The sequence below is a fragment of the Terriglobus aquaticus genome (assembly GCF_025685415.1).
In the GTDB taxonomy this organism is placed as follows: Bacteria; Acidobacteriota; Terriglobia; order Terriglobales; family Acidobacteriaceae; genus Terriglobus; species Terriglobus aquaticus.
This window is the reverse complement of sequence record NZ_JAGSYB010000001.1, coordinates 3,976,885-3,996,517: the sequence shown is the minus strand read 5'-3', so window position 1 is coordinate 3,996,517 and position 19,633 is coordinate 3,976,885. Positions and strand designations below refer to the sequence as shown.

19 protein-coding genes are annotated in these 19,633 nt (G+C 60.5%); 7 read left to right on the top strand and 12 right to left on the bottom strand.

The window, feature by feature from the left end; genetic code table 11:
• Nucleotides 1-16 precede the first annotated feature (16 nt).
• From OHL12_RS16555 to OHL12_RS16545, 3 genes are all read right to left on the bottom strand, one after another.
• A complete protein-coding gene (locus OHL12_RS16555; protein ID WP_263414924.1) occupies nt 17-748 on the bottom strand; it encodes a hypothetical protein in 732 nt (243 codons plus the stop codon).
• A 51-nt stretch (nt 749-799) separates the two neighbouring features.
• A complete protein-coding gene (locus tag OHL12_RS16550; protein WP_263414923.1) occupies nt 800-2,233 on the bottom strand; it encodes a hypothetical protein in 1,434 nt (477 codons plus the stop codon).
• Nucleotides 2,234-2,469: 236 nt separating this feature from the next.
• Nucleotides 2,470-3,237 (bottom strand): hypothetical protein, encoded by a 768-nt coding sequence (locus tag OHL12_RS16545; protein WP_263414922.1) that lies wholly within the window; start codon nt 3,235-3,237, stop codon nt 2,470-2,472.
• Nucleotides 3,238-3,397: 160 nt separating this feature from the next.
• Between OHL12_RS16545 and lepA the strand changes: the two genes are divergently transcribed.
• Nucleotides 3,398-5,209, top strand: a complete 1,812-nt coding sequence (lepA, locus tag OHL12_RS16540; protein ID WP_263414921.1) for a translation elongation factor 4 — start codon at nt 3,398-3,400, stop codon at nt 5,207-5,209.
• Between the two features lie 13 nt (nt 5,210-5,222).
• Here lepA and OHL12_RS16535 read toward each other — a convergent pair whose 3' ends face one another.
• Together OHL12_RS16535 and OHL12_RS17440 are read right to left on the bottom strand one after the other, a co-directional pair.
• Nucleotides 5,223-6,089 carry a hypothetical protein gene (locus OHL12_RS16535; RefSeq protein ID WP_263414920.1) on the bottom strand — a complete coding sequence of 289 codons (867 nt, stop codon included), beginning with the start codon at nt 6,087-6,089 and terminating at the stop codon, nt 5,223-5,225.
• 3 nt (nt 6,090-6,092) lie between these two features.
• Complete coding sequence (locus OHL12_RS17440; RefSeq protein WP_344686811.1) at nt 6,093-6,326, bottom strand: helix-turn-helix domain-containing protein; 234 nt, start codon at nt 6,324-6,326, stop codon at nt 6,093-6,095.
• Nucleotides 6,327-6,430: 104 nt separating this feature from the next.
• Here OHL12_RS17440 and OHL12_RS16530 point away from each other — a divergent pair, with 104 nt between their 5' ends.
• The 3 genes from OHL12_RS16530 to OHL12_RS16520 all read left to right on the top strand — a co-directional run bounded on the left by OHL12_RS16530 (nt 6,431) and on the right by OHL12_RS16520 (nt 9,189).
• Nucleotides 6,431-7,708 (top strand): HsdM family class I SAM-dependent methyltransferase, encoded by a 1,278-nt coding sequence (locus OHL12_RS16530; RefSeq protein ID WP_263414919.1) that lies wholly within the window; start codon nt 6,431-6,433, stop codon nt 7,706-7,708.
• Entirely contained in the window at nt 7,709-8,371 is a 663-nt protein-coding gene (locus OHL12_RS16525) for a restriction endonuclease subunit S domain-containing protein (protein ID WP_263414918.1), read from the top strand.
• Between the two features lie 407 nt (nt 8,372-8,778).
• Nucleotides 8,779-9,189, top strand: a complete 411-nt coding sequence (locus OHL12_RS16520) for a hypothetical protein (protein ID WP_263414917.1) — start codon at nt 8,779-8,781, stop codon at nt 9,187-9,189.
• A 558-nt stretch (nt 9,190-9,747) separates the two neighbouring features.
• Here the strand turns inward: OHL12_RS16520 and OHL12_RS16515 are convergent.
• The 7 genes from OHL12_RS16515 to OHL12_RS16485 all read right to left on the bottom strand — a co-directional run bounded on the left by OHL12_RS16515 (nt 9,748) and on the right by OHL12_RS16485 (nt 17,722).
• A complete protein-coding gene (locus OHL12_RS16515; RefSeq protein WP_263414916.1) occupies nt 9,748-10,869 on the bottom strand; it encodes a serine hydrolase domain-containing protein in 1,122 nt (373 codons plus the stop codon).
• Nucleotides 10,870-11,231: 362 nt separating this feature from the next.
• A complete protein-coding gene (locus OHL12_RS16510; RefSeq protein ID WP_263414915.1) occupies nt 11,232-11,912 on the bottom strand; it encodes an OmpH family outer membrane protein in 681 nt (226 codons plus the stop codon).
• A 221-nt stretch (nt 11,913-12,133) separates the two neighbouring features.
• Entirely contained in the window at nt 12,134-13,852 is a 1,719-nt protein-coding gene (locus OHL12_RS16505; protein WP_263414914.1) for a DUF885 domain-containing protein, read from the bottom strand.
• Nucleotides 13,853-13,959: 107 nt separating this feature from the next.
• A complete protein-coding gene (locus OHL12_RS16500; RefSeq protein ID WP_263414913.1) occupies nt 13,960-14,517 on the bottom strand; it encodes a thiamine phosphate synthase in 558 nt (185 codons plus the stop codon).
• Between the two features lie 20 nt (nt 14,518-14,537).
• Nucleotides 14,538-15,137 carry a hypothetical protein gene (locus OHL12_RS16495; protein WP_263414912.1) on the bottom strand — a complete coding sequence of 200 codons (600 nt, stop codon included), beginning with the start codon at nt 15,135-15,137 and terminating at the stop codon, nt 14,538-14,540.
• 84 nt (nt 15,138-15,221) lie between these two features.
• Entirely contained in the window at nt 15,222-16,484 is a 1,263-nt protein-coding gene (locus tag OHL12_RS16490; protein ID WP_263414911.1) for an ABC transporter permease, read from the bottom strand.
• A 14-nt stretch (nt 16,485-16,498) separates the two neighbouring features.
• Nucleotides 16,499-17,722 (bottom strand): ABC transporter permease, encoded by a 1,224-nt coding sequence (locus OHL12_RS16485; RefSeq protein ID WP_263414910.1) that lies wholly within the window; start codon nt 17,720-17,722, stop codon nt 16,499-16,501.
• 152 nt (nt 17,723-17,874) lie between these two features.
• Between OHL12_RS16485 and OHL12_RS16480 the strand changes: the two genes are divergently transcribed.
• The 3 genes from OHL12_RS16480 to OHL12_RS16470 are packed head-to-tail and all read left to right on the top strand — an operon-like array spanning nt 17,875 to nt 19,612.
• Nucleotides 17,875-18,912, top strand: coding sequence for an MBL fold metallo-hydrolase (locus OHL12_RS16480; RefSeq protein WP_263414909.1), 1,038 nt, complete (start codon nt 17,875-17,877; stop codon nt 18,910-18,912).
• Between the two features lie 3 nt (nt 18,913-18,915).
• Nucleotides 18,916-19,173 carry a hypothetical protein gene (locus tag OHL12_RS16475; RefSeq protein ID WP_263414908.1) on the top strand — a complete coding sequence of 86 codons (258 nt, stop codon included), beginning with the start codon at nt 18,916-18,918 and terminating at the stop codon, nt 19,171-19,173.
• Nucleotides 19,174-19,189: 16 nt separating this feature from the next.
• Complete coding sequence (locus tag OHL12_RS16470; protein ID WP_263414907.1) at nt 19,190-19,612, top strand: EamA family transporter; 423 nt, start codon at nt 19,190-19,192, stop codon at nt 19,610-19,612.
• Nucleotides 19,613-19,633 lie beyond the last annotated feature (21 nt).

The window sequence follows — 19,633 nt, the reverse complement described above, 5'->3', positions numbered from 1 at the left end:
TCCCAGTCTCCGCTTGCTACCGCTCCCACGGCGCTTGCGCCCCAAATTTCTCCTCAATGGCAGCGACAACATTCGAGCACGCGGCAGCCTTATTGCTGAGGCAAGCAAATCGGTGCGTCTCTAGAAGCTCAATGATCCGTGCCGGCGAAAGATCCTCTTCTCCGATCCACGCCCGCACCGGCTCCGATCTCAGATCCTTTCCTTCCCGTCCGCTGCAATTCAGAATCGCCGAAAATGTACACATCCCCGGGTCCGCGCCAAAGTCGAACCGTAGCACCTCGCGTACCCAGCTCTTGTACATGGGGTAAGGAATATGGCCATCAAAGTTCCAGGTCGGAAACTTCTGCTTCCTCAAGCGACGGCCCGTTTCAGTCAGTCGTAGTTGCCAACGTGTTGCGTCCGCGCATGCGTCGTCCTCTATGGCCCCACAGTGCCACAGTTCGAACTCCGCCGGCGCAGTCGGGCGCAAGACAAGGTAGTCGTCACAACACAGGATGAAGGGATCGGAGAGCTCTGGCTCCATTACCAGGCGCAATGCCTTCTGAATCAGGTTCGCGTCTTTGCACGCCTGGTATGGATCCGGCCACAGAATGCAACGGACGCGGCTCCTGTCGATCCAGGCCGGCGGGCACCCGATGATCCACGCGCGTCCTCGCCCCCTGTAGTTTCGGTAAAAGGAACGCATCGACATCCGCAGCTCCCAATCGTCGTTCCTGCTGCAATTGCCGACCATCCAGGCAACATCCATGTCGCACTCCCAGCGCCCCGTGAACTTCCAGAGCGCCCTAGCCACTCGCCCCTAAAAGTACTCATCCTTCGGCCGGCATGGGTCCCACAGCCAACGTCCACGCATGCGCGTGAATGTCACATCCTCCACGCTGACTGGCTCTTGCTCTCCCGGAGCGCGCATCTTCCACAGCGCGACCTCCACCTGCCGGGGAATGTCCGTCACCGTGTTCAGTCCTCCGCACACTACGCCACGCCTGCCCTGGAACTCCGCCACCAGTCCCCAACGTTGCACATCGTGCCCCTCGGCCATCAAGTCGACCGCGGACTTGGCCATTGTCGGAACAAACGCCTCCACGACATACAGAAAGACACTCAGGCTACCCAGTTCCTCCGGCCAGACCGGCTTGTGAAACGGCCCTCGCCCGGGCCCAATGCGCCGCGCACGCGTCGCGCTTGCCGCCGCGCTTTCCATCGTCATCTCAGCTACAGTGCTGTACTCCGAGCGGAACAGACCCGCCGCCTGGCACCCCCGGTTCCGGTTCCAGTAGCGGCCCTCTCGGTACTCACGCTTTGATATGCGAACGAAAACGGGTCTCCGCTCTTCCAGGTACCTTCCCAGAAATGGCAGGTACCCCGAACTGCCTCGGCCGTCTTCCCGCAACGTAGGGATCTTGGCGCCGTGCGACAGTGCGGCAAATGCTACGGTGTCGCGCGCAAGCCGGACCAGTTCAACATCCTCGCGGCGCATCACTGCCACGTCTTCCTGCCTTGCCATGGCCTCCCGCCTTCCTGAACCCCGCACAGCAGGTCCCTGCCCTACAGACTCGACAGCGCTTTCTTGTAAGGCACTGCGACCGTTCATCACCTCGCGCCGATTCAGCAGCGACTCGACAGGGCAAACAGGCAGCATCCGGCGCCGCCCCTGGCCTTCGGTATCCAACAGCACCAGCAGTGCTGCCGGAGTCAGGCCGTTCGCTTCGCAGTAGCGAAGAACCTTCTGCTTCGAGATTCCGCGGTTCAGAATGTCATCCACCAGCAGCACGCGCGAACCTCGCGGTGGCGCTGCCCCCTCAAGCAGACGCCGAAGTCCGTCCGGTTTGCGTTGCTTGCGTAGATAGAACCCGTACAGCGGTCGCACTCCAGCCGCGCGGTTTACCGCAAGAATGCCCGCCGTGATCGGCAGCGACGACGTCTCCGGTCCGCCAACCCATTGCGGGTCGTACTTGCAGGCCCTTCGCCACAGCAGAATGGAGCAACAACACAGCGCCTCATCCTCGAACAGCGGCGCCCTCATGTCCCAAAGCATCGGTTCACGGCTCAGTACGGTTTGCCCCTGTTTCACGCAATAGAACTTGGCCACCGACGGCTGCGGTGCGCCTGCCCAGCCCATTCGTTCCACCGCACGGCGCGACTGAAACTTCACCCCAGACGCGCGAACAAAGTGCAGCAGGCGGATTCGTAGGTCTTCGTCCGTCATGTCCAGCATCTGCTTCAACATGAGCATCGCGGTTGACTGAATCCCTCGTGGACATCTTCGACACGTGAACTTGTCGGCGCGGGTAATTGTGCCTGAGAAAAACCGGAACCGATGGCGCCTACTCCATCTGGTCTGCCGCACCACTTCCCACGCGAGAGCAGGTAGAGCGCTTGGCCTTATCAGCGCATGCATTCCTGCTCGCCTACCCGACGAAAGCGTAGGAGGACGCGCGAACCGCCAGCTTCGCGCGTCCTTTCGGCGCTTCACGAATTGCCGGTTTTCGCGATCGCGGTAATCGCGGTAAGAGCAACCTGCGACACCATCGACACCATTGCGGTGATTGCGGCAGTCGACTCACCGCAGCAGCCACACGGAGAAACGCCCATAACGCCCTGCACTCCGGAGCCGCCACCCGCAGCCACTCCACCGCTTTGACCCGTGCCGCCGTTGGCGCCACCGTCGCCTTGGTTGCCGCCACCTGAACCCGTGCTTCCGCTGCCGCCGGTTGAGCCGCCTCCGGTACTCCCGCCGCTTCCTGATCCTCCGCCCTTGCCGGAGCCGCCTGTACCAGAGCCGCCGCTGCCGCTGCCACCTTTGCCAGAACCGCCACCTTTGCCGGAGCCGCCACCCTTGCCCGAGCCACCACTGCCGCTGCCGCCCTTACCCGTGCCCGAGCCAGACCCTGACTGCGACCCCGACTGCGATCCTGATTTCGACCCCGACTGCGATCCCGACTGCGATCCCGACTGCGACCCGGAACCGGACGACTCACCTGTGTCCGTGTCTGTATCGGTCGTAGTATCGGTATCGGTATCAGTCACCGTGTCGGTATCGGTGTCGGTGACGGTATCCGTGTCGGTGTCAGTATCGCCGCCGTCTAAGTCCCCACCATCCCCGCCATCAAAGTCTCCGCCATCGCCGCCGTCAAAATCCCCACCATCCCCGCCGTCATCGTTTGCAATGACAACAGGGAGTTTGCGCGCTTCCTCCGTGCTCAATCCGCCCAGTGTGTCTGCTTTTTTTCGTGCCACAGGACACCTCCGTCCACATGCGTAGCAGCGTTCTAGGCCCAGCCTCTACGCGTGTCAACGCAAATGTCTTACCGCGTTGTCAAAGACCGAAGTTCCGTAACACCACACCACGCCCGCCGAACGGCGCGCATTCCCGACCCGCTAAACTAAGAGCGACAGCATGGACCCCAAATTCATCCGCAACTTCGCGATCATCGCGCACATCGACCACGGCAAGTCGACCCTCTCCGATCGCCTCCTGGAGATCACCGGCTCGCTCACCCAGCGCGAAATGCAGGCCCAGGTCCTCGACGCCATGGACCTCGAGCGCGAGCGCGGCATCACCATCAAGGCCCACTCCGTCCGCATGATGTACCAAGCCAAGGACGGCAACACCTACCAGCTCAATCTCATCGACACCCCCGGCCACGTCGACTTCTCCTACGAGGTCTCGCGCTCCCTCGCCTCCTGCGAAGGCGCCCTCCTCGTCGTCGACGCCTCCCAGGGCGTCGAGGCCCAGACCCTCGCGAACGCCTACCTCGCCATCTCCAACGGCCTCGAAATCATCCCCGTCATCAACAAAATCGATCTCCCCAGCGCCGACATCCCGCGCACCAAGGAGATGATCGAAAACACCGTCGGCCTCCCCGCCGACGACGCCATCGCCGTCTCCGCCAAAACCGGCCTCAACGTCGAAGCCATCCTCGAAGCCGTCGTCCACCTCATCCCGCCGCCCGAGGGCAAAGCCGACGCCCCACTCCAGGCCCTCATCTTCGACAGCTGGTTCGACCCCTACAAAGGCGTCATTGTCCTCGCCCGCGTCATCAACGGCACGCTCCGCACCGGCCAGCGCATCCGCCTCATGTCGAATGGCCGCACCTTCGACGTCGAATCCATGGGCGTCCTCACCCCCAAGCCCGTCGAAATCTCCACCCTCTCCGCCGGCGAGGTCGGCTTCTTCGTCGCCACCATCAAAGACGTGGCCGACACCAAGGTCGGCGACACCATCACCGACCCCTCGAACCCCGCCGCCGAACCGCTCCCCGGCTTCGAAGACATCAAGTCCATGGTCTTCGCCGGCCTCTACACCGTCGAATCCCACGAGCACGGCGCGCTCCGCGAAGCCCTTGGCAAACTCAAGCTCAACGACGCCAGCTTCTCCTTCGAGCCCGAATCCTCCGTCGCCCTCGGCTTCGGCTTCCGCTGCGGCTTCCTCGGCCTCCTCCACATGGAAATCATCCAGGAGCGCCTTGAGCGCGAGTTCGGCCTCGACCTCATCACCACCGCACCCGGCGTCCGCTACAAAATCCACCTCACCGGCCCGCGCTCCGAATCCAACATCGTCGAGGTCGAAAACCCCTCCCGCTGGCCCGACCCCACCACCATCGACTTCATCGAAGAGCCCGTGATCACCGCCAAAATCCTCACCAACGAGGAGTACGTCGGCGGCATCCTCAAACTCGTCGAAGACAAGCGCGGCAAGCAGAAGAACTTCGAGTACGTCTCCGGCTCCCGCGTCATGATCACCTACGAGCTCCCGCTCAATGAGATCGTCCTCGACTTCTATGACCGCCTCAAGTCCGTCTCGCGTGGATATGCGAGCCTCGACTACCACCTCTCCGGCATGTGGACCTCGCCCATGGTCAAGATGGACATCCTCGTCTCCGGCGAACCCGTCGACGCCCTCTCCGTCATCGTCCACCGCGACTTCGCCTACGAACGCGGCAAAGCCCTCGTCCACAAAATGAAAGAGCTCATCCCCCGCCAAATGTTCGAGGTCGCCATCCAGGCCGCCATCGGCAGCAAAATTGTCGCCCGCGAAACCGTCTCCGCCATCAAAAAAGACGTCCTCGCCAAGTGCTACGGCGGCGACATCTCCCGCAAACGCAAACTCCTCGACAAACAAAAAGAGGGCAAAAAGCGCATGAAACGCATCGGCAAAGTAGACATCCCCCAGGAAGCCTTCCTAGCCGTCCTCAAAGTCGGCGAGTAACGCTAAGGCATATTTACGATTTCGCCGCTAAGTCATCAGCCGCCGACACGGCCTCCAATATCTCTTCTTCGAGAGTGCTTGTGGGATTACCTTCCGAGGCAACTGTTTGCGGAACTGCTTGCAGTCCATGCTTTGCGATGAACTCTTGTAGCTTCTTATATGGAATTCGAGCAAGCTTCCCGAAGTTTGTATCTTCGTTGTAGTCGCGCCCTTCGGATTCTTTGCGTCCGTATGCTTCTTTATTAGTAGGCTGTTCAGCTCGAACCTTTGCCTTGCCGCGCCTGCTAAGGATCGCAGGTGTTTGGTAATCACCAAACCATCTGCCACCCGCATCTGTGAGCCGCTGATCTCTAGCTTCGATGCAGGCCTGAACTGGCAGGACACTGAAGTCGATGATCGTCGGAACGAACAGGTCCCCATCGACTTTATCGGGTTGCAGTTGATAGGCGACTACTAGCAGAACATCTTTATCAGCCTGAACGTTCTTGACTGTCACCTTCTGTGACAATCTTGCGGAAGGCTCCCGTGGAGTAGACGGAACTTTCATCTCGACGTCCTTTGGATTCACATAAAGGAGTTTCAGTTCGACACGCATACCAGAATCGTGCTGGTAATCAGGATACGCCTCTCGGTCTTTGAGAATTCCTGCGCCCTTCGTCAGCCCTAGTCCTGCGACCTTATCCTTGTCTTCACCAGAAACAATCTTCTCCAGCTGCGGGATGCACGCGTCCATTAGTGCACCAGCTATAGATCCGATCTGCGAAGGCTCGAAACCTTTTAGTACTTCTCGCGGAAGTTTAAGAACATCGAATTGTACGCCCTTCAGAGGAGCAAGCCGCTCCTCCAACGCTGAGAGCTGTTGTTCGTTGACCATCAACAAGGACTAGTCCTCTTTCCGTAGTGTTCGCGGAATTAAATCACCAATGCTGATACCCAATAGGTCTGCGAGTACAACCACCTCTAAGAAGGCAGGACTGCGCTCTGCCGTCTCTGTCTTAGAGATAAAGGACTGAGGACGGCCCATCCTACGTGCAAGCTGATTTTGAGTTAACCCAGCCTTCAGCCGTGCCTGCTTGAGACGTACGGCGAGTTCCAGTTCTTGGGACTTCAGTTCCACACATTGACGATGCTGTGTCAGGCTTTAATAACCCAAATCGGAATACTTTTTCTTATGGTGACGTTCGTCTTGACAGCTCCTCGGGAACCCGTGACTATGAAGCCATGGCGAAGCGTCACAACGAAACATGTTCCGATTGGGCTAGTCTTCTTCTCAGGCTAGAGGAGCTCATCCTTGCGAATTCCGGTGAAAACGCGTTTGAAGAACTTTTTAAACTGCTGCTTGTAAAGTTCATCTCAGAAACAGACCGAGCAGAAGCATCACCCTTTGACGCTGCTTGCCATCCGGAAGAAGTGCTCAGGCGGGCAAATCGACTGCTTGCGTTGGCTGACCGCAGGTGGCCAACTCTCGTCAATGAACGCTTCTTTCGTCTGCGTGACGATCACCTCGCAATCTGCTCGGCTCTTCTCGGGCGCCAGACGATCTGCGGGACCGATTATGACGTCCTAGATGCGGCTTTCGAGCACATGATTGCGAAAGCATCTAAGGGCTCCAAGGGCCAGTTCTTTACGCCTCGGCATGTTGTCGAGTTCTGTGTCCGTTTAGTGGATCCAAAGCCAGGTGAACTGATCTGCGATCCAGCCTGCGGCTCCGGAGCATTTCTAATGCATGCCGCAAAGCATACAGGCGAAGTTAAAGCGGGCGAACAGTCTACAACTCCTCTGTTTTGGGGCTTTGATTTCGACGGTCGCGCAATCCGCGTTGCCAAAGCTCTGTCTACTTTTTCAGGTATTCAAGCCAGCAGATTTCTTGAACTCAACAGCCTTCTGCGATCACACACGCCTAGTCTGTTCGCGAGGAGTACATCACACGATGACGTTCTCACAATCGAGGATGCGACCGGTAGGTGGAAGCGAGTTCGCGAAAATGGGGGTTTCGACGTCATCCTCGCGAACCCTCCCTTCGCTGGTGAGATCAAGGAAGCAGCGTTGCTGCATGACTATACTTTGGGGAGAGGCGAGACGAAGATCGAGCGCGATGTGCTCTTCACCGAACGATGCATCGAGCTTCTAAAGCCCGGTGGACGAATGGCGATCGTTCTTCCTCATAACAAGTTTGCAGGTGCCTCTTACGTCACGCTACGGAGATGGCTCCTGGAGCGCTTCGCGGTGAAAGCTGTTGTGAGCCTCGGAAGATCGACGTTCCTCCCTCACACGCACCAAAAGACAAGTATTCTGTACGGCGTAAAGCGCGATACTGTCCAGCGCGACTTGAAACCTGAACGTATCACCTTTGCTATTTCAGATCGAGCGGGTAAGGATGGCCGTGGCGAGTTCATTATGCGTGAAGGAGTAACCAAGAATGACTCGGTCTGGATTTCTGTAGATCATGACTTCGAACAGATCGTTCGAACTATCAAACTCTCTGAGCAGGAGAACTAGATGGCACACTTTGGAGTGAGGCGGCTCACCGAACTAGACAACGGCTTTGTACTAGCACCAGAGAGATACGATCCAAGAAAAGAAGATACGAGATTAAAAGATGACGATGGAGTGAGACTATTTGATATCGTTGACTTCCCAAGAGAGCTTATCCCGAAAGGCACCTCAATTAAGGGCTGGCGCGTCTTTGATACTGGTCATGCCGCAGATGGCTTTTTGAAGATCGACGATAGCAGCGTTCTTCAAGAGAAACCAGGAAGCGCCAAGAAGTTGATTCAACCGGGCGACTTGATCATTTCACGCTTGCGCTCTTATCTAAAACAAATTGCTTGGATAGATGAGGGGGTCGAAGCTGAAGACATACACCCGTGCGTCAGTACAGAATTCTTTGTTCTGCGGCCGAAAAGTAAAGACTCGATAGCTTATCTCGTCCCCTTTCTGCTCTCAGGAGTCGTTCAAGCCGTGCTTGCGGCATCGCAAGAAGGGGGTCATCACCCTCGCTTCCAAGAAAAGGTGCTTCGCGATCTTGTCGTTCCGCGAGCCGTCTACGAGCAGCGGGCCGCACTTGCACAAAAGGTAGAGAGTTCCATCGAAAAGAGGCGGGCCGGAGAACGGCAGATGCTAGTTCTAGCCGATCTAATCAAGGGTATTCTTGGACGCTGAGAGTCTTGGCATGCAGCTTCATGAGCCCGCTTGGAAATGCGCGAGCCAGCCCCAAGCCTCCAACCCAGGACAACCCACACCCTCGCTCCTGCCAAACCCGCGCCCACCAGCACGGGAACGCACCTGCCCCACCTTCGCGAAGCGAAGGGGAGAACCACCACGCAAAGCGCGACCCGCTCCCGCAAGAGCAGGAACCCGGCCACACCATCCACCCTCCGCCCCTGAAAACGCGCGGCCCCAACCTCCCGCAGCACGCAACCCCACACCCCGTGCGTCCACCACCGCCCGCGGCTGGCCTGATCTTGCAACCAGCAAACCGGCTCGCTACCCTGCTCGAAATGCCTCCAGCCCCGACCACCGCGCAGTAGATCGTCCGCCGCACCCTGCGCTGGACCACTCCCATCCTCGTGCTCGCCGCCCTCGGCGGCACCACGATGGACGGCATCTACGCCGGCGGTCGCATGCTCTCCCAACAACGCCCGTCGGACGCCATCGACTCTCCGGACCACCGCTACCGCGCATACATCTTCCTGAACGATGAGCACGGCAACGGCTCCAGCGTCGTCGTCGAGCACCATTGGCACGGCATTCATCTCGGCCAGTTCATCGCTCTCGAGTACGACGGCCAATTAGTCGACCAGATCGCCGTCCGCTGGAACACCTCAAACAACCTCATGATCCGTTGTGACCAGTGCCCCCGCACCGAAACACAAATCACGAACATGACTGGGGCCAACTCCACTTCAGCTACGATCTCGGCAAGCGGGCTCGATAGTAGGCGCCTTCGGGATCTGCCGCACCCTGGAAACGCGCGGTGAAGGCATCCCGCAGGACGCGACCGCCCCACCCCGCGCGCGCACCAACCTCAGCGGCTGGCCAACGGATTACCCGGAAAGCTTGTCAAGCCCCAAACAACCCTAAGTCCCACGTCGGCAAGGAAATAGAGTTGGCACCCTATTTCCCCCAACTCCTTAAAATAGAGATAGGGCTTCCTGCGCACACCCGTGCGCCAGGAAGCCCTTATCGTTTGCCTCCGAAAGGCCAGCCATGACAACTCCAAATCCGCACGATCCCAACGCCCGCTTCCTCACAGAAGCTTTCTGGAACCGATCCGCCCGGCAGACGAGCCACACCGAGTGGGTCGCGGACGCAACCCGTCCTCCCGCTCCGCCGCGCCCCCGTTACGTCCACCAGTACCCCGCCGGACACTGCGAGCGCTGGTCCGGCTATCGCGCGCCCTGGCGCGGCAGCCCACGCACTTGGTAATGCGTCCAAACAGCCCGCAAACTATTCTGCCGCAGGAACTTACGCCTAAGTTCCTGCGACAGAAGAACTTAGCCCTACCACCTAACTACAACTCACCTGAAAAGAAGAACTTAGCGATTCAACCCGGGAGGGGGCTCATCCACCGCCCGCCGCACCGCCTCCCAAAGCGCCGCCCGATCCGCCACCAGCGCCGCACTCGAAGCCGCCGGCCAGGCGCCCAGCGTCACCACAACCAACTCGCGCCGCGGATCCACGAGAATCGACTGCCCAAAGATCCCAAGCGCCGCAAACGAACCATCAGGAAACGTCCACCACCCCAAACCGTACCGCCCGTTGTCCACCTCGCCGCGAGTCGCCGCCGCCAGCCAGCCGCCAGCCGCCCGATGCGTCCGAACGAACTCACCGAACCGACCGAAATCCCGCAGCGTTGCACTCAAACCCGAGCCGCCAAACTCCCGCCCGCCGTCCGCAATCCAAAACGCGTCCGACTCCGCACGCATCTCGCGCCAAAGTGTCCGCTGCAAATAAGCACTCAGCGAACTCCCAACCGCCCGCTGCACCAGCACGCCGAGCAAATCCGTCTCGCCGGTCTTATAAACAAACTTCGTCCCCGGCGCGGTCTCCGGCGGCAGCTTGCGCATATATTCCACAACCTGATCGCGCCCCGGCACCGCCGCCGACTCGTACAGCTTCACGTTGTCACTGTCCGGCGCGGTGTAATCCTCAACCCAACGCACGCCGCTGGTCATTTCCGCAAGCTGCCGAACCGAGACGCCGTCGTAACTCGACCCAACAAGCTCCGGAATGTACTTCGTAACGTCATCGTCTGCGCTGCGGATGAACTTGTCGCGCAGGGCGTAACCAACAAGCGTCGACGTCACTGATTTTGAAACGGAAAACGACGTCCATCTCGTTTGCGCGGTCGCGCCGATCCCATACTCTTCGAAGCGAATCTTGCCGCGTTGCAGCACAAGAATCCCGGAGAAACGGTCGCGCTGCATCAACTCCCGAACAGTTTCGCCGCTGGCGAGATGCACTTGCAGAGGAGCACCTTGCGTAAGCGCTAACGTAGAGCCGTGATGAACCGGGTTCGTCGGAAAGACCTGATCCATGTGGGCGAAGCGGGTTTCGCGCTGCTCCGGCGTCCAGGTCAGATCTTTCGCAAGTCTCTGGGTGACACTCTCACCGGCACCTTGGACTGCAGGTTGGGTCTGTCCAGGACGCTGGCCCATGCAGGCACACATCAGCGAGGACGCCAGAAGCAGAGCACAGCCGCAAGCACGAACAGGCGCTGCCCGCCTCACAAACTGCGCATCTCCTTGAGGACGGGATGTGCGTTCTGTGCAAAACTTCATATTCGAAGCGGGCTGGGTGAGGATCATCACATCGCCGAACATCTGTCCACGATAAAACATAAGTTGTTCATTACGATCATCTTACGTATATTTACGTGGCGTTCATGGTGCGATTTAGACGCGGAGTTGAGCTCTTTCAACCAAGTCCGGCTCGGACTTCCACAAATCTTTCCACAGGCAAAAAGAGCACGGCTGAGGACAGCCGTGCTCTTGATTGAGGTAGAACTAATCGCTGCTCGTTACTGGCGCGGTGTTGTCGTCCGCGGAGCAGTGCGAGGTGCAGCCGTACGGGGAGCTGGACCGGCGGGTGCCGAGGCGGCCGGCTGCGCGGGAACGCCCGACGACGCGTTGTACGCATCGATCACGGCGCGAGTGATGTCCGTGCGCGTGTCAGCCTGCAGAATGTTGCTCTGCTGGCCGCTCACGTCAAGGGTCAGGGTGAAGCCGTTCTGCGAAGCGTAGGTCTGGAGCGTGCCGTTCACCTTCTGGGCGATGCGACCGTAGATCTCCTGCAGTTCCTGCTGGTAGGCGGCGCTTGCGTCTTCGCCGTCGCGCTGCAGCTGCTTTTCCTTGGTGTCGATGGTGCGGACGCGGTTCGCCTTTTCGGCGTCGCTCAGGTTGGGCTGGCTCTGCAGCTGCTGCTTCAGGCTGTCCACTTCCTTGGCTTCAGCATCAATCTTCGTCTTCTGCGGCTGGTACTTGGTAGCCAGGTCGTTGATGGCCTTCTGACCTTCGTTGGTGGCGAACACGGCCTGCTCAAAGCTGATGAGCGCGATCTTGGCCGGAATGGCTTCAGGCTTGGGAGCCGCGGCCGGCGCTGCGGCGGCAGGTGTGGGGGAAGCCTGCGCGAAGAGAGCGGGAGAAGAGCCAACTGAAGCAAGTGCGACGGCGAACGTCGCCACGGTGGCAATACGGTTCATGCGGATGTGAAGCTCCTTGGCGATCCGTGTCTGGATCGGATTGGCGCCGCGCAGCGTGGGTACTGCGTCCTGCTCGCCTGGGTTTCATGAATGCTGTACCTGTGCAGGCGCACGCATTCACGGCAAAATCTAGCCGAAGTATACGACCCCTGCGGAAACAGGGTCAACGTCGGTGCGGGTGGAAGGACCAGTGAACCATCAGGGCAGAGCGATGGTGGCCACTACTTAGACGCAAGCACCGGGCGTTGGCTTCCGATCCAATGCTCGACGCGCTCCTGCAATAGATCCAGCGGCATGGCGCCACCGTTGAGCACCTCGTCGTGGAAGCTTCGAATGTCGAAACGATCGCCAAGCTGCGTGCGTGCCTCTTCGCGCAGTTCGCGGATTTTGAGCTGGCCCATCTTGTACGCCAGCGCCTGGCCGGGCCACGCGATGTAGCGATCTGTCTCCGTCTGCGCCAGCGGTCCATTCACGTCGTTGTCCGTCATGTAGCGGATCACCTGGTCGCGGGACCAGCCATAGTGGTGGATACCGGTGTCGACCACCAGACGAACGGCGCGGAACAGCTCGGAGTTCAGGCGGCCGTAGTCGCTTACCGGGTTCTGGTAGAAGCCCACCTCTTTGCCCAACTCCTCGGCGTAGAGCGCCCATCCCTCGACAAACGCCGTAGACCCGCCTCCGCCGTGCTGGCGGAACTTGGGCAAACCGGTAAGCTGCTGCTGCACCGACAACTGCATGTGGTGACCCGGAATACCCTCGTGATACGCGACGGCTTCATCCAGCACAAGCGTGCGATGTGCATAGTCACTCACGGCAACTGAAACGCGACCCGGTCGCTTGCCGTCGGGAGTCCCGGTTTGATAATGCGTTGCGGCGGCAGCCTGGAACTCCGGAATCGGCTCCACGGTGACGGGCGACTTCGGCAACAAGTTGAAGAGCTGCGGCAGCTTCGGCTGCATCTGCGCGATGTACTTGCGGAAGTCGTCGACAATCTGTTCCTGCGAGGTGGGGATCCAACGCGGGTCTTTCGCCAGGGCAGCGCGGAAGCTGGCGAGATCGGGGTAGCCCTGCTGCTTCGCAATGGTGGTCTGCAATGCGGTGATTCGAGCCACTTCGCGCAGGCCGATCTCATGAATCTGCTCTGGCGTGTACTTGGTAGTGGTCATGCGGCGCACCGCGACCTCATAGCGATGCTTGCCGTCTGGCAGGCTTTCGACCGAGAGGGTCGTGCGACCCTTGGGCAGGTATTCCGTACGCAGGAATGTGGCGAAGGTGCGATAGGCCGGGAACACGTCCTGCTGGACCGCGGTGTTGATGGCGGTCGTCAGGCGCTGCTTGTCGGCTTCGGAGAAGGACGCGGGGAACTTCCTTAGCGGAATCGCAAACGGGTTCTGGGCGATGATGCCATCGCACTGTCCCGGCAGTTTGGCGATCAGGAACTGCACCGGCATCAGGTTGTCGCGTTCGCCCGCGCGCAGTACCTCCGTCGTCTGCTGCAGCGCAACCGGTATGGCGTGAAGCCGCGCGATGTAGTCCTCGTAATGCTTCACCGAGTCGAACGGCATGGAGAGCGGCAAGTCGGCGAGCTCCGTGTGGATGCCGTTCTGCTGATTCACCGGCATCTCGTAATCCTTCAGTTGGAAGGACTCGTCGCCGTTCTGGAGAGCACGCTCAAGCAGCTGGTGCGAGAGCAGGTCCTGCTCAGGCATGCCGGCAGGGTCGATCATGCGCAGCCGGACAAGATAGCCATGGGCCGTTTCGTGACGGCGCGTAATCGCAGCGAGAGAGACGTCGTCCAGCTTGTCGTTGAAACGGTAGTCGCCGACCGCAGTGGCACGCTCCGGAGACTCGCGCAGACCGGTTTCGTAGTACTCGTCAAACAGCTTGTTCTGCGCAGCAACGCGATCGGCGACAGGCGTGGTCTGTGCGAATGCGGCCACAGCAACGAAAGCAAGCGGCAACGAGGCCGCGAAAGTCCAACGGGAGATGCGCATGATGTGGGTCAGGGTAACAGACCACGTCACGGGCAAGGCGCGGGCCGGATCGGTCAGCGAAGGAACAGGCGAATGCCCGCGATGCCGGATGCTCCTGCCGCCAGGCAGAGCGGAGCGTTCTGCGGCGTGACACCGCCCAAGGCGAGCACAGGAGTTCCGGCGGCACGCTCGACCGCTCCGCGAAGACGCTCGAGCCCCACGCCGGTGTGGACGAGATCGGGCCCGACAGTCTTGCCGAAAACGGGAGCAAACAGGAGGAGCGATGCGTGCGCGCGTTGCTGTTCCACGTCATCCAGCGTGTGGACGGAGACACTGCAGCAGGCTTGATCGAAGGAATGGGTTGATGACCGATGCCACGCCACGCCGGCCTGCACGGCCAGGTGCTGTGGACCGTTGAGGACTACCTGCATGCGCGCTCCGCTTGACTGAACGGCGTCGCGCACCTTCACGGTCAGTTGAAGCAGCGAGGCTTCGTCCAGATCTTTCTCTCGAAGCTGAAAGTAGTCGACACCTTCCAACGCCAGCGCGGCGGCCTGCTGAACAACGCGGAGTTGGCGTGCGCGCTCATCGCCGGGATAGAGCATGCGGTCGGAGATTGCGTAGCGGAGCATGCTGGGAAACGCGAGCCGCGCTAGTGGTCGTCCGGCAGGTCGAGCGCGATCAGCGTGAAGTGTGTGCCATCCTGCTTGTCCTGCATGGCGACGATGTGCTGACGCGAAGGCGACCCGGCCTTGAGCGTGAACTCGTCGTTGATGTTGCCCGCGCTGTCGCCGTAATGGATATTGCCGTGGAAGTGCCGGTCACCTTTGCAGGTAAGGCCAAGCCCGGTCCGTGCCGGCTCGCCAATCGGAGATTCACCTTGGCACGCAATCACGTCGCTGTACTGGTGCAGCGCTTTGCGATAGAACGCTTCGACCTTCGCGCGGTCATCTCCTGTTTGGAAGCCGAGCGCAAGCACGCGCAGGTGAAAGGAGCCGAACGACATGTTCACGTCGGCCGAGTCCTTGTCGGAACCTTTCTCTTTCACCTGGACTGCACCGGGGTAGGCGGGCAGGCCGATCTTGCCGAGCACCGCCGATGGATCGGTCTTTACCGCGAGCCCGCCAAGAGGCGTACGGATGTCGACATCCTCCCTACCGTCGCTGCCCTTGGAGGAGACGTGGCATCCGGCCGTGACGAGCACGGCGGACAAGAGGCAGGCGGCGTGGATTTTCTTGAGCAACGGTAGCATCGGCAATCTCTCTGTACGCGATAGAGTACGACAGGACTCGTCGCGGTGTTCCCTTCGCAGCGAGTAGGAGGTTCTGCGAACGATCTACTCGTAGCGCAGTGCCTCAATCGGGTTCAGGCTGGCCGCCTTGAAGGCCGGGTAAATGCCAAACAACAGCCCGATGCTGCACGAGATGAGAAAGGCCAGCACTACCCACATCAGCGACACTGAGGAGGACAGCACCAGGCCCAGCAGAAGGCCGATGCCTGAGCCCACCAAGACGCCAACCAGCCCACCAAGCGCGCACAGCGTCATCGCCTCCAGCGTGAACTGCAGCAGGATCGTGCGGCGATTGGCACCGATGGCTTTGCGCACGCCGATCTCACGCGTTCGCTCCGTCACAGAGACGAGCATGATGTTCATCACACCGACCCCGCCGACCAGCAGACCGACCGCGCTGAGGCCGAACATGAGCAGAAAGAGCGAGCCGGTGATCTGGCTCCACAGGCGCGTGATCGAGTCTGCGCCGAAGATGGCGAAGTTGTCGTCGGCATCGTTCTTCACGTGGCGACGCCGACGCAGCATCTCGCGAATCTCGTCTTCGACGATGCCCTTGTTCTTCTGATCGTCGAACTTTGCGGAAATCCAGTAATCGAGCACTTCCGGGTGCACCTTCTTGAAGGTGCTGATGGGCATGTGGAGGATGTTGTCTTCTGCGTTGCGACCACCGCCGCCGAAGGCTGATTTCACCTTGTCCTGAACACCAATGACGGTGTAGAAGGAGCCGTTCGCATTGATCTCTTTGCCGATCGCATTTTCCTGTCCAAAGAGATCTTCGGCAGTGTCGTGACCGAGCACGACCACGTTGTCGGCGTGGTCCTCTTCACGCTGCGAAAAATAGCGGCCTTGGGTGAGTGTCAGGTCGTACACCTCCGGGTTGTCGGCCGTGGTGCCCTCCAGCGAGACGTTTTCGCTCTTGTTCTTGCCGTACTTTGCCACAACGTTGCCGCTGCCCCAGTCGAAGTTCTGGTACCGCAGCGAGGGCACCACCCCGACGACATGCGGCAGCGCCTTCAGTGCCATGGCATCGTCGTACGTCAGTTGTTTGCGAGTCAGCATCTCCGTGGTCGGGCGCACGCCGATCACCGGAAAGCGAAAGATCCATATCACGTTAGTGCCCATGGACGACACCATGTCGCTGACGCTCTTGTTCAGGCCGTTGATCACAGACGAGATGGCGATGACGGTGGTCACGCCGATGACAATGCCGAGGATCGTGAGGCCGCTACGCAGCTTGTTGCTGCGTAGCTGGTCCAGAGCCATGGTGACCGGTTCGCGGAGTTGCGTGAGTGTGGATTTCAAGTTCATAGAGGAACCTCGTGTCAGTCGGCGCGGAGAGCTTCGATGGGATCGAGCATGGCGGCTTTGCGGGCGGGGTACACGCCAAAGAAGATACCGACGCTCACGGCGACCAGCATGCCCGCGATCGCGCTCCACACGGCGAAGGACGATGGGAATCCGAGCAGCACCGTCACGCCCTGCGCCACGGCAGCGCCGCCAATCACCCCAATGATGCCGCCGACCAGCGCCATGGCGGCGGACTCCATCAGGAACTGCATCAACACATCGCGCCGACGCGCGCCCAGAGCTTTGCGCACACCGATCTCGCGCGTGCGCTCCGTCACGCTCACCAGCATGATGTTCATGATCACGATGCCGCCGACGACGAGCGAGATGGCAGCGATGGCAACAGCCACAGCTTCAAAGCCAGAGCTGATGTTCTTCCAGAGCGCGATAAAGGTGTCGCTGGTCTCGATGGTGAAGCTGTCTTCCTGGCCCGGCCGGTCGTGGCGGGCGGCGCGCATCAGCAGGCGCACCTCGTCTTCCGTGCGCTCCAGGCCGTTCTTGCCGCCGCCTGCCTTTACGTAGATCGTGACCGTCTTCGCGGTGCCATAGGTCTTCTGGTAGGTGCTCAGCGGAACGGTGACCCAGTTGTCCTGGCTCTGGCCCAGCGATTTGCCCTGCTTCTCGCCCAACCCGATCACCGTATAGGTGGTGCCATCGACGCGGATTTCCTTGCCGATGGGGTCTTCGCCACCGAGCAGGTTTTCCTGGATGTCGGAGCCGATCAGGGCGACGTGCGAGGCGTGATCGTCATCGGCGGGCGTGAAACCGCGGCCTTCCACAATGGTCTGGTTCTGCAGGGTCGGCAGCATCCAGGTGTTACCGCGGATGACAGTGTCTGTGCTCGACTGTTTGCCGACGACCACCTTGCCGCGGGTCGTCTGCTGCGCGCCCAGGCCGTCGCAGTTGTGGCACTCGGTGCTCAGGTAGCGGTACTGGTCCAGGTCGATGTTTTTGCGCTTCAGGTACTGCAGGTGCAGGTTGTAGTCGGAGTTGAAGCCAGGCTCCTTGGAAACGGTCATCACGTCGGCGCCGTAGGTATTCACCTTCGTCGCCACGTAGGCGTTTGCGCCGTTCACCAGGGTGACCACGGCGATCACGGCGGCCACGCCGATGACCACGCCCAGCAGCGTAAGCAGCGTGCGCAGCTTATTCGCCCACAGCGACTGCATCGCCAGCTTCAAACCTTCCTGCCAACCCATGATTTTCCTCTATGGTGTGAGACTACCCCGGAACCCTGTCGCATCGTTCAGCCTTTCTTCGGCATCCTTGTTCGCAGAGATCCTTTACGGGGCACGATGCAATGTCATGGTTGAAGCCGGCGGAATGCCGGGATGGTAAGTTCCAAAACCCAGTGCGGACCGAGATGCTGCCCGCCAGCAAAATGCCCGGACTCTTCGCCCGGATGCTCTTCGGCAAAGAAGAGCGCATTCCTAAACAGCAGCTTGGCCCCTTCCGCACCGACCTCTCGCTGTTTCAGCGGCAACCGGCTTCGGGCCTGCGCGTCACATGGCTGGGTCACTCGTCGCTGCTGGTGGAGATAGACGGAACGACGCTGCTGATCGACCCCGTATTCAGTCAGCGCGCCAGCATGGTGCAGTGGGCCGGGCCCAAGCGGTTCTTCCCTGCCCCGCTGACGATGGACGAGTTGCCGCATGTGGATGCGGTGCTGCTGACACACGATCACTACGACCACCTGGATGCCGACGCGTTGCGCTATTTCGACAAACGCAAACCGCTGTACGTTTGTTCCCTGGGTGTGGAAACCCACCTGAAGCGGTGGGGCGTGGGCGAAGGGCGCATCCACCCCATGAACTGGATGGACCGGTTCACCGTTCCGTCAGAGAGCGACACTCCGCTGGAGCTCACGGCGCTGCCGGCGCGGCACTTCAGTGGACGAGGCCTGAAGAGGTTTGGCACGCTCTGGTCGTCGTTCTCATTGCGAACCGCGAAGCACCATGTGTACCACGGCGCCGATTCGGGCTGGTGGGAGGGTTTTCGCGAGATCGGCGAGACCTTCGGGCCGTTCGACCTGGTCATGCTCGAGATTGGCGCCTTCGATCAGCAATGGCACGAGATCCACCTGGGCCCGGACAATGCCCTGCGCGCGGCCCAGGAGCTGCAGGCGCGAGTGGTCATGCCGATCCACTGGGGCCTGTTCAACCTGGCGTTCCACGCCTGGTATCAACCGCCGGAGCGGTTCACCGAGATCGCGGGTGCCGCATCGATGCCGGTGTTCCTTCCAGAGCCGGGAGTTCCAACGGAGTTCCGCGGCGAACCCGCGAACTCGCTGTGGTGGCGGCGGTACATGTCTGCCGCTGCGGAGAGGTCGGCAACACATGCAGTGAAAGAGGCCGGCAGTACAGCAGCTGCCACGGTGGCGCGCGGGTAGGCGATGGAGACGACCCTGGTTCACTTCCATTTCCGGCGGCTTGGCTCGGGACTGTTCCTGGACGCGGAACCCGCGGCCGGCGGCCAGCAGCAGTTCAGCATGGAGCACGTACACCGCATGCGGGTGCGCAGCGAAGGCGAGGCGCTCAAGGCCGTGGAGCGCGCCGGCATCGGCACGTGGACGACCTTTCCGCTGGACGGCATCCAGGCGACCGTCACGCGTCTGCAACTGCGCGAAGCCGGCTTTCGCGGTAACTACTGAAACGGAGCAGCGCGGCATGACCTGGGTGGGATGGGCACTTCTGTCGGCCTTCTTTGCGGCGATGACCGCGCTGCTGGCAAAGCTGGGCGTGGCCCACGTTGATCCGAACCTGGCGACGGCCGTGCGAACCACCGTGGTGGTGCTGTTTGCCTGGGCCATTGCAGTTGGTTTCGGCGGAACGCGGGAACTCTCCACACTGGACCGGCGAACGATGCTGTTCCTGGGAGCGTCGGGCGTGGCGACGGCGCTTTCCTGGCTCTGCTACTTCCGCGCGCTCGCACTTGGGCCGGCTTCGAAGGTCGCGCCGCTGGACAAGCTGAGCGTAGTGTTCGTTCTGGTGCTGGCTTGGCCTGTGCTGGGCGAGCGTCCTTCGCTGATGACCTTTGTGGGTGGAGGAATGCTGACACTTGGCGCTATCGTCTTGACGTTGGCGCGATAGCTGCGCCCGGTATACTTACCC